This is a genomic window from Bacillus sp. 05T22, assembly GCF_056396765.1.
On the sequence record NZ_JBFTMC010000208.1, the window covers coordinates 1 to 3152 of the forward strand.

A 3152-nucleotide genomic window follows, 5' to 3' on the forward strand; every position below is an offset into this window, starting at 1 on the left:
CACCAGATTCTCCGGAATATTCAAGGTTGGATTCGCTAGATGTAACCGCATGTGTAAATTCATGTCCTGCTACGTCAAATGCCTTTACAATAGGATCTCCATATACAAGCATGCTACCATTATTAGCACTGAATGCATTCTGCCAATTCTTCGGATCATTTGTATCTCCAGAATCCCAGGCATGTACAACTGAAACTACTTTTTGTCCCTTATTATCAAAACTATTACGCTTGTATTTATCTTTATAAAAATCATATACCTTTGTTGCTAAGAAATGAGCACTTACCGCTTTTGGATCATTAAATGTTGTTGAAGTGCTAGTTGCTAGTGTACCAGGGTAATAGCTTTCCTCTTTAGTAATATCTCTGTAWTTCACATCATACGTTTCAATTCCTTGCCCTCTAGTGTAATCAGCAAGTGCATATTTCCCATTACTTTGTTTAGAAATACCAAATGTACGAGATRTACCTAAATCATCTTTTCCTGTTCCAGTTAATGATGTAAGATTGCTTTTTCTACTTTCCTTTAAGGCTCCAACAAGCTTTTYACTTGCTTTTAAATCTGATTCTTGTACCATATTTTTTAACATWTCRCCATTATKAGCATTCACTARATARGTYCCAGATACATAKTTYGGTGTTGCAGCAGCAAATGTAACYTGGTATGCATTGCTGGCTTGTCCATTATTTTCATCAACAAAAATAACTTCCTTTACTTCTGGCTCAGAAACAAAATTGATATCATTCCCGTACTTCGTATAAATATATTGTTTCGCTTCTTCTTGTGATAGATTAATAGGCTTCGTTAAATCTTCTTGTTTTAAATTTTGCGCACTATCCCCTGAAACACTTTTAATAACACCCTTTTTATCTACGTGTGCAGTCAATTGATATCCATATACTTCTTTTTCTTCGTATGTTTGTTGCATGCGCACAAGTGTAGTCCCATCATAAGAACCACGCTTTTGAAGAACCTTATAATCTACTCCCGTTTCTCCATTAACTTGTTTTGGGGACAAAGCTTGCTCGGTCTTTTCCTTAAGAGCATCTTTTACTACATTCTCTGGTGCCTTTTGTGATGGTTGTGTAAGTTCACCTGTACGGAACGAATCCTCCTGAATTTGAACTTGTAGTTGATCCGTTTCCTCTGCATGACCTACTCCATATGGTGTTACAGCTGTTAAAGCTAATCCTGTTGTTAATGCAACTGTAGCTCTTCTTTTTTTATTTTTCATGATATTTACCTCGTATAATTCCCAAAAATATTAAGCTTTTAAAAAGTAGTATACTGTCTGTTCCTGTCGAAAAAAAGAGAAAATGAAAAAATCATGTAACATTATGCAAAACTGCATAATTTAATGTCGATAATCAGCTATTTAAATTCAGTTATTCTAGAAAAAATTACTGTTTATAATGAATTTTTCTTTTATAGATTATATTAGAGGTTCTGGTGCAAAAATGTTAGTTAGAAACATAGAGTGGCAATTTCCTCTTCATTTCTATCTTATGAAGCTAAGCCAAACAATTTATGAATAAATTGTTTCTGGCTTTGGACAGACTTGTCCGGTAAACCAAGTTGCCCTTTTTTCATTATATGCATGGCTTCAACACCACTCAATATAGAGATAGCTGTTTTAAATGACTTGAACCCTAACATAGAACAAACTCGTCTTTTAATAAATCGGTGGTCTTGTTCTACTATATTATTGAGATATTTCACTTGTCTTAGTTGTATACCTTCAGGCATATGTTTCTCTTCTTTCAACTCTTGAATCGCTACGGGATAGGCAGGGTTCTTATCCACTGCTATCACGCGAGGTTTAGAAACATACGAAAAAGCCAAGGATTTCTTGAAAAAGCGCTTGGCTGCTTGTTTATCCCTTGATTTACTTAAATAAAAATCAATTGTATTTCCCTCTGAATCAACTGCACGATATAAGTACATCCATTGACCTTTTACTTTAATATAGGTTTCATCGACTCTCCACGAATCATTTGTTGATTTAAGATGATGTCGTACTTTCTCTTCTAATTGAGATCCATATTGATGAACCCAGCGCATAATCGTTGTGTGGGCAATTGTATGGAAACTATCAAAAAAACAATAACCAATAAATAAAGGTGAGAGTAATGTTTAGAACGTGGGAAGTACCCTAATAGCTTATTAGGGGTACAGCCGAGATACGTGTAAAAACAGGCCATGGACTTACTTTTATTTCCAATTATATTTAAAATTGTCTTATTAAAAAAATGTTTTAAACTAGGGGTAGCGTCACATCGCCATCAAGCTAATATTTTAGATTACCCCTAAACCAAAATTTTTCTTTTTTTTAATTGATTGATAGTAAACAAGAAAGGTTGGCAATTTGCCAACCTTTCTTGTTTGTAGAGTTTTAATTTTCGGTTATCAAACCAATAATAACCAAAATAATATCCTGTTTGAATTGTTTTCCTTTAAAATATCCTACGTAGTATTCTCCTCATGACTTTTTTTCTAAAGTTTAACAAAATTTGAGAATCTTTGAAACGTCGAAATAGTCGGAAGCTTTAGACTAATAAAGGGGTTATATGATAATATATTCATGTGCATTACTTTCCCATATTTACAATAAACTTACACATAATTAAAAATATTGAGGTGATTCATTAGTGGTTAATAATACGTGTGAAACTAGAAAGTATTATTCAATATATAAAAAACGTTTTTATAATTCCGTTTTTTCAATCCCTTTAGTTGCTTTAGCTTTATTTATATTATCTTCTGTACAACTAGAATTAACTACTTTTTTGCTTATTACTTTTGTTTCTGTTGTTATATTGCTCTTTCAATTAATATATTTTTATAGAAAATGGAAGGTTCTGTTGCAAAGTTAAAAAAAGCATACGTAGGTTTATAAATTAAAGTTAAATTTTAGTCAGTTGCTAATAACAAATCTAATTCATTGTACGCCGAAACGACGGAGTCTGCTTAAAGACTTCGTCTTTGTTTATAGAGGGGTAGCGTCACACATCCATCAACTTAAGGATTTAGACTATTCTTGAAGTTAAAAGCACGTTACTATTCTCTTATGTTAATGAGAAAGGGTGACGTGCTTTTTATGAATATGCATCAAAAACAAGAGTTGTCTTTATTTGCCGAAGAGTTATATCGCT

The 3152-nt window shown here is 32.8% G+C and carries 1 protein-coding gene and 1 pseudogene; both read right to left on the minus strand.

Going from position 1 to position 3152, the window contains the following annotated elements:
* Window positions 1-1234, minus strand: a 1234-nt coding sequence (locus tag AC1DIT_RS27705; RefSeq protein ID WP_476998574.1) for a M4 family metallopeptidase, incomplete at its 3' end; no start/stop codon positions are given.
* A gap of 269 nt (window positions 1235-1503) precedes the next feature.
* A pseudogene (locus AC1DIT_RS27710) lies at window positions 1504-2082 on the minus strand (IS6 family transposase); the annotation flags it as partial.
* Window positions 2083-3152: the final 1070 nt, after the last annotated feature.